The 7,123-nt window shown below is 65.9% G+C and carries 9 protein-coding genes and 1 pseudogene; 5 read left to right on the forward strand and 5 right to left on the reverse strand.

Annotation, left to right across the window (positions count from 1 at the left end):
- The coding region (locus tag JMF90_RS16475) for a helix-turn-helix domain-containing protein (RefSeq protein ID WP_201325231.1) at positions 1-176 on the reverse strand (176 nt) is incomplete at its 3' end.
- A gap of 95 nt (positions 177-271) precedes the next feature.
- Between JMF90_RS16475 and JMF90_RS16480 the strand changes: the two genes are divergently transcribed.
- Positions 272-1,513, forward strand: a complete 1,242-nt coding sequence (locus JMF90_RS16480) for a glycosyltransferase (RefSeq protein ID WP_011548285.1) — start codon at positions 272-274, stop codon at positions 1,511-1,513.
- A gap of 20 nt (positions 1,514-1,533) precedes the next feature.
- Here JMF90_RS16480 and hutC read toward each other — a convergent pair whose 3' ends face one another.
- The 4 genes from hutC to JMF90_RS16500 all read right to left on the reverse strand — a co-directional run bounded on the left by hutC (position 1,534) and on the right by JMF90_RS16500 (position 4,504).
- Complete coding sequence (gene hutC, locus JMF90_RS16485) at positions 1,534-2,229, reverse strand: histidine utilization repressor (protein WP_011548284.1); 696 nt, start codon at positions 2,227-2,229, stop codon at positions 1,534-1,536.
- Positions 2,230-2,410: 181 nt separating this feature from the next.
- Positions 2,411-3,538 (reverse strand): porin, encoded by a 1,128-nt coding sequence (locus tag JMF90_RS16490; protein WP_011548283.1) that lies wholly within the window; start codon positions 3,536-3,538, stop codon positions 2,411-2,413.
- A 136-nt stretch (positions 3,539-3,674) separates the two neighbouring features.
- A complete protein-coding gene (locus JMF90_RS16495; RefSeq protein ID WP_011548282.1) occupies positions 3,675-3,905 on the reverse strand; it encodes a hypothetical protein in 231 nt (76 codons plus the stop codon).
- Positions 3,906-4,213: 308 nt separating this feature from the next.
- Positions 4,214-4,504, reverse strand: coding sequence for a hypothetical protein (locus JMF90_RS16500; protein ID WP_143275909.1), 291 nt, complete (start codon positions 4,502-4,504; stop codon positions 4,214-4,216).
- 151 nt (positions 4,505-4,655) lie between these two features.
- Between JMF90_RS16500 and JMF90_RS16505 the strand changes: the two genes are divergently transcribed.
- From JMF90_RS16505 to JMF90_RS16520, 4 genes and pseudogenes are all read left to right on the forward strand, one after another.
- Positions 4,656-5,345 carry an ABC transporter permease gene (locus JMF90_RS16505; protein WP_011548281.1) on the forward strand — a complete coding sequence of 230 codons (690 nt, stop codon included), beginning with the start codon at positions 4,656-4,658 and terminating at the stop codon, positions 5,343-5,345.
- Complete coding sequence (locus JMF90_RS16510; RefSeq protein ID WP_011548280.1) at positions 5,342-6,055, forward strand: ABC transporter permease; 714 nt, start codon at positions 5,342-5,344, stop codon at positions 6,053-6,055. The genes JMF90_RS16505 and JMF90_RS16510 overlap by 4 nt, the downstream gene beginning before the upstream one ends.
- 33 nt (positions 6,056-6,088) lie before the next feature.
- A complete protein-coding gene (locus JMF90_RS16515; RefSeq protein WP_011548279.1) occupies positions 6,089-6,856 on the forward strand; it encodes an ABC transporter ATP-binding protein in 768 nt (255 codons plus the stop codon).
- Positions 6,857-6,939: 83 nt separating this feature from the next.
- Positions 6,940-7,123 (forward strand): annotated as a pseudogene (locus tag JMF90_RS16520) (cupin); the annotation flags it as partial.

Genomic DNA, 7,123 nt, shown 5'->3' on the forward strand with positions numbered 1-7,123 from the left:
GGAAAGTGGTTGTACAGCGTCCGTTTCGCGACATCGGCCTCGGCGGCGATCTGCTCCATCGTGACGGCCTCGTAGCCGTGCGCATCGAACAGGCGTGCGCCGGTCCCGGCGAGATGCGCGAGCATCTGGATGCGTTTGCGCGCGCGGCGGCCCGGATCGTCGGTCGGAATCGTCATGGCAGGGCGGTTGACTGAAAGTGTACGAATTGCATTAGTATACGACGTGCACTTTTACGAAACCATTCTTTTCCGTCGTGCACGAGGAGCTCCGCATGAAACTCGTCATCGCCACCTACGGCACCGAAGGCGACACGCGTCCGCTCGCGGCGCTCGGCCGCGCGCTGATGGATGCCGGGCACGAGGTCCGGCTGCTGGCCGATGCGGCGACGCTCGGGTCGGCCGCCGCACTTGGCGTGCCGTCGGCGCCGCTGTCCGGCGATATCCGTCACGCGATTGCGCCGGAGGGCGCGTTGGCCGATGCGGTGCGCGGGCGCGGCGGTTTCAACGACACCTCCAAGGCGCTCGCGGCGATCGCGAATGCGAACACGGCCGCATGGATGCGCGAAGTGGTGGACGCTTCGGCCGGCTGTGACGCGCTGCTCGTGTCGGGGCTCGTGTCGTTCGTCGGCTTGTCGGTCGCAGAATATCGCAGCATCCCGGCAATCGGCACGGGCATGATCCCGATCACGCCGACCGCCGAATTCGCGTCGCCGTTCCTGCCGCCGGGGAAGGTGCCGCGCTGGCTGAATCGCGCGAGCCACCGGCTAGTGAATGCGCTGCTGTGGCAGGCGTTCAGGAAGTCGACGAATGCCGCGCGCGCCGGCGTATGCGGATTGCCGCCGCGCCAGCACGTGTGGACCGATCATCCGATGCTGTATGGCGTGTCGCCGGCGCTGCTGTCCGGCCCGGCCGACTGGCCGTCGAACGTGCAGGCCTGCGGCCAGTGGCGGATCGATGCGCGTGCGTGGGCGCCGTCGCCCGAACTCGCGGCGTTTCTCGACGCGGGCGAGCCGCCCGTGTACATCGGTTTCGGCAGCATGGCCGGCTTCGATCGCGCGGCGATGGCCGCGGCGTTGACGCAGGCGCTGGCCGGCCGGCGCGCGCTATTCTATCCGGGCTGGAGCGGCATCGATGCGTCGCTGCTGCCCGCGCACGTTCGCGTGATCGGCGACACGCCGCACGACTGGCTGTTCCCGCGCGTCGCGATGGCGGTGCATCACGGCGGCTCGGGCACCACGCATTCGGCCGCGCGGGCCGGTATTGCGTCGGTGGTCGTGCCGTTCGCGGGCGATCAGTTCTTCTGGGGGAACCGGCTGCAACGGCTCGGTGTCGCGGCTGCGCCGGTCGCGGGGCGGCGTATGGACGCCGTCGCGCTGGCGCGGGCCATCGCGTTTGCCGAACAGGGCGAGACGAAGGCGCGTGCGACAGAACTCGGTGCGCGCGTCGCGCAGGAGGATGGCTTGAAGCGGGCCGTCAGTGCGATCGAACGATGGGTACGACCGCGCGCGAGGTGAGCCCGCGCATCGTCATCGGATCAGAAGTGCCCGGTGAACCGGTAGCGGCTGCCCGGGTGCCACAGATTGGCGACCGATGCGACCAGCCCCTGCGACCACGTGCGCCGATGCAGCAGCAGGCACGGTTCGCGATCGTCCATCGTCAGGTGACGGCGCGTTTCGGCGTCGGGCATCGCGGCTTCGATCCGGTATTCGACGCGCTGCAGCGGCGCGACGCGCGTCAGATACTGGTTCGGCGTCGTCGTCGTGAAGTCCTGCAATGCATATTCGGGCGCGCAGGCCGGGTTGACCCAGCGTTCTTCCAGTTGCACCGGCGTGTCGTTCTCGAAATGCAGCACGCGCGAATGGAAGATCGGGCTGCCGGTGTCGAGCTGCAGTTCGTCGGCGAGCTTCGCATCGGCGACGGCCGCGCCGACCTGCAGCACCTGCGCGCGATAGCCGTGGCCGCGCGCGGCGACTTCGTCGGAGATGCTGCGGATCGCGACGAGCGTCGATTCGTATTTCGGCGACGCGACATACGTGCCGGAGCCGCGCGTGCGCGTGAGCACCTGTTCGGCCGTCAGTTCGCGCAGCGCGCGGTTGACGGTCATCCGCGCGACGTTGAATTCGCGCGCGAGCTCGTTCTCCGACGGCACCTGGTCGCCTTCCGCCCACTCGCCGGCATGAATGCGCGCGAGGATGAAGTCCTTGATTTCCTGATAGATCGGTGTGGTCATGGGATCACGATTCAGAGTCGGCAGCGGGCCGCCGCCGAATGCCGATCCGGCGCGCGCCCGGCGCCGAGTGTACCGGTTTCGCGGGCGCGCCGGCCCGGATTCCCTGAATGATCCCCGTTCGGCCGGTGCGCGTCCATGCGGGATTGCACAGAGCGGCCGGCCTTCCGCGGCCCGCTTGCGCTCAGAACCGATGCCGGATGCCGACCGTTGCGACCACCTGCGTACGCGTCGACGAAGCCGCGAGCCCCGTGACGTTCGCGAACCCGAGCGTCGCGCCCGACGGCACGCCGAACGCGTGCTGGTACACGGTTTCCGCATACGCGTCGGTGCGCTTGCTCAGCGCGTAGTCGGCCATCAGCGTCGCCTGGTGCCACTTCGGCCGGTGGCTGTCGGTTGCGTCGTCGTAGCGGCCGTCGGTGAACGTATAGGCGCCCGTGAACGAAACCGCCGGCGTCAGCGCATAGCGCGCGTTGACTTCGTAGTTGTCGAAGCGCAGCGCATTCAGCGCGCCGGGCAGCGACGACGCGGCCGTCTCGTCGAACATCGTGTGCGTCCACAACGCGCCGATCGTCAGCCGGTCGAACGCATAGCTGCCGCCGGCGCCCATCACGCGCTGCCTCACGGCCGGGAAGTTCGGCGCGTCGTTCGCCGACAGTGCGCCGCCCGTCGTCAAGCCGCCGCGATTGAGTTGCAGGTACGCGGCGCCGAGGCTGACCGGCCCGTTCGCATACGACACGCCCGCACTGTATGCGCGGTTGTTCGCGAAGCCACCGGCCGCGTTGCCGAACCCGTACAGGCCGCCGAACTGCCAGCCGGCGAGCGTCGGGCTCGCGTATTTCACCGCGTTGTCGATGTAGAACGAATCGTCGAGGTTGTCGTTGTCGAACGGATGCGACGCGAGGTTGTTGCCGTCGCCGTTGTTCGCCATCGCGAGCGGGCCGAGATAGTCGACCACGGCGTCGTACTGGCGGCCGAGCGTCAGCGTGCCGTATTGGTCGCTCTGCAGGCCGACGTACGCACGGCGGCCGAACAGCGTGTTTCGATAGGACTGCATGCCGTTGTTCAGGTTGAAACCGCTTTCGAGGCGGAACAGCGCATGCAGGCCGCCGCCGAGATCCTCGTTGCCGCTCAGCCCGAAGACCGTATTCGACAGCAGGCCGCTGCCTTGCTGCCACGCGTGCTTGCCCGACTGGTTGTTCGTATAGGCGATACCGGCATCCAGCATCCCGTAGAGCGTGACGCTGCTTTGCGCATGCGCGACGGCGCTGACGAAGGCGAGCGAGAGGGTACCGACGACTGCTTTTTTCATTACGTGTGTTTCCTGGAAAGGCCCGTTGCGACGGGAACGGCGATTCGCCGCGCGTGGCCGTGCGGACATGCGCGTTCGAATCGATGAAAAGGGGAAGCGCGTGATGTGTGTCACGCGCGGCGGCGGCGAACGCCGGCTAGTGCTGCAACAGGCGGATCGTGCCGAACTCGGCGGCCGGCAGCACGCGCAGGATCGACAGGATCGCGGGCGATGCCTGCGAACGCGGGACTTCGAGCTCGATGCACGCGCACCCGGTGCGGTGGTCGAGCGCGGCCGTATAGAAGTTGAGCGCCGCGCCGACCGCCTGATGCAACCGGCGTCGCACGAGCGCGAGGTCGTCCGCTTCGATGCGGATCGACAGCAGCACGCGTGCGTCCGCGAAGGAACGGCGCCGCGAGCGATGGGCAGCAGATCGCATGAAGCGGCAAGTTCCGTTCTGGTCGGTGTCATGTGCTCATCCCCGTCACGTCGTGCTCCGCACTGCGGAGGCCTCGTCTTGGACATGAAGCCCATTCTAGGAATCGCCGCGGCGAAACGGTGTATAGACTCGCCGCGCGTCTGCAAAGGGGGCGTAAACGTGCCGTGCGGTGCTGGCGCTCGAGGGCGAAGGGCATGACGAGCACGCGACGGCCACGCTGTCGTGGGATGACGGGCTGGCCCGCGTGGAAAACCGTCTCAGCCGGGGAAGTCTAGACAGCCGCCGCGCGCCGTTCGGCGGCTTCCGTACACCGCAAGAAAGCTGTCATTCAGCTTCGCGTAACCAATAATTAATTGAAAATTAAGGAAAATCCTGCGCGCGGCCCTAATCTGCCGACAATTAGAGATAAACACGGATTGCTGACCCCATCCCGGAAAAGGCAAAGTTGTATGTACAACTTGGGCGTCGCCGAAGGAGGCGATTCCCTGGTTGGAAGGGCGGGCAGCACGCCCGGAACCCGCCCGGTTTGCCTCCGACAGGAACGCCATGAAGAAACTCGCGCTCAGTATTGCCCTCGCCGCGCCGTTCGCGTGATACGTCCGGCTTGATGAGCCGGCAGCATCACGTCGTGCGTAGAACTCGTTTGATGTGCCGTTAATGGCTATCGACAATCCCGCCACCTCGTTCTGGGTCCCTCATATGATCTTCCAAGGATTTGGCCCGCTGCTGTGGGCCGGCACGGTCGAGACCGTGAAGCTCGCGGTGCTGTCGCTCGCCGCGTCGCTGATACTGGGCCTTGCAGGCGCGGCCGCGAAACTGTCGGCCAACCGCGTGCTCAAGTCGGTCGGCACGTTCTACACGACGCTGATCCGCGCGGTGCCAGACCTCGTGCTGATGCTGCTGCTGTTCTACGGGATCCAGATCCTGCTGAATAACGTGACGGACCTGCTCGGCTGGGACCAGATCGACATCGACCCCTTCGCGGCCGGCGTCGTCACACTGGGCTTCATCTACGGCGCGTACTTCACCGAGACGTTCCGCGGCGCGTTCCTCGCGGTGCCGCGCGGCCAGCTCGAAGCCGGCTTCGCGTACGGGATGAGCGGCTGGCGCGTATTTCACCGCATCCTGTTCCCGCAGATGATGCGCTTCGCGCTGCCAGGCATCGGCAACAACTGGCAGGTGCTCGTGAAAGCCACCGCGCTCGTGTCGATCATCGGCCTCGCCGACGTCGTGAAGGCGTCGCAGGACGCGGGCAAGAGCACGCTCGATTTCTTCTTCTTCACGCTGGCGGCAGGCGCGATCTACCTCGCGATCACGACGGTGTCCAACGTCGTGCTGCATCACCTCGAGAAGCGTTATTCCGTCGGCGTCCGGAGGCTCGCACTGTGATCGAACTCGTCGGCCAGTACTGGCAAAGCTATCTCTATTCCGACGGCTACCGCTTCAGCGGCCTCGCGATCACGCTGTGGCTGCTGGTCGTGTCGATCGCGCTCGGTTTCGCGCTTGCGGTGCCGCTCGCGATCGCGCGGGCATCGTCGAACCGCTGGATCTCCGGCCCCGTGTGGCTCTATACGTACGTGTTCCGCGGCACGCCGCTCTATGTGCAACTGCTGATGTGCTACACGGGTATCTACAGCCTGCAGGTCGTGCACGACCACGTGCTGCTCGACACGTTCTTCCGCAATGCGATGAACTGCACGCTGCTCGCGTTCGTGCTGAACGAATGCGCGTATGCGACGGAGATCTTCGCAGGCGCGATCAAGGCGACGTCGGCCGGCGAGATCGAGGCCGGGATGGCCTACGGGATGTCGCGCTTCAAGCTCTATACGCGCATCGTCCTGCCGTCCGCGCTGCGTCGCTCGCTGCCGAGCTACAGCAACGAAGTGATCCTGATGCTGCACGCGACGACGCTCGCGTTCACCGCGACGGTGCCAGACATCCTGAAGGTCACGCGCGACGTCAATTCGGCGACGTACATGTCGTTCCAGGCCTACGGCATCGCGGCCGTGCTGTACGCCGTCGTCGTGTTCGCGCTCATCTGGGCGTTCCGCAAGCTGGAGACGCGCTGGCTCGCGTATCTCTCGCCGCGCGGCCACTAACGCATTCGCACGATCCGCAACGAAGGACCCCGCATGTACAAGCTTACCGTTGACAACCTGCACAAGAAATTCGGCGACAACGAGGTGTTGAAGGGCGTGTCGATGAGGGCGAAGGCCGGCGACGTGATCAGCATCATCGGCTCGAGCGGCTCAGGCAAGAGCACGTTCCTGCGCTGTATCAACTTCCTCGAGCAGCCGTGTTCGGGGCAGATCACGATCGGCAGCGAGCCGATCCAGACCACGCGCGACCGCAACGGCTCGCTGCGCGTGGCCGACCAGAAGCAGCTGCAGCGGATGCGCACGAAGCTGTCGATGGTGTTCCAGCACTTCAACTTGTGGGCGCACATGACGGTGCTGGAGAACGTGATCGAGGCGCCGATGGCCGTGCTCGGCGTCGGCAAGGACGAGGCGATCGACCGGGCGCGCAAGTATCTGGAGAAGGTCGGCCTCGCGCCGCGCGTCGAGGGCATGTATCCGTCGCACCTGTCGGGCGGCCAGCAGCAGCGCGTGGCGATCGCGCGTGCGCTCGCGATGGAGCCGGAAGTGATGCTGTTCGACGAACCGACGTCGGCGCTCGACCCGGAACTGGTGGGCGAAGTGCTGAAGGTGATGCAGAAGCTCGCCGAGGAAGGCCGCACGATGGTCGTCGTCACGCACGAGATGGGCTTCGCGCGCAACGTGTCGAACCACGTGATCTTCCTGCATCAGGGGAAGATCGAGGAAGAGGGCGATCCGCAGCAGATTCTCGTGAATCCGAAGAGCGAGCGGCTCGGGCAGTTTCTGTCGGGGCGGTTGAAGTAAGTACGCGCACGGATTCGACCCGCCGCAAAACTGGAACGCTTAATGCTTGTCTCGCGTGATCCTTTCGATGAAGGAGCAACGCGATGAGCACGCCGACCACCACCGCTTTTTCCCATGTGAAGCCACAGGACACCGTCTTTCAAGGCGAGGGCCTGCGCGACTTCTTCCTGTACCGAGATCTCGGCATCGCCGCCGCGACGAACGGCAAGGTCGTCGCGCAACTCGTCAGGGCCAATCATGCACCGGAGGCGGGCACCGGCTGGCACC

It is taken from the genome of Burkholderia sp. E168m23 (assembly GCF_016586125.1).
GTDB classification, from domain to species: domain Bacteria; phylum Pseudomonadota; class Gammaproteobacteria; order Burkholderiales; family Burkholderiaceae; genus Burkholderia; species Burkholderia orbicola.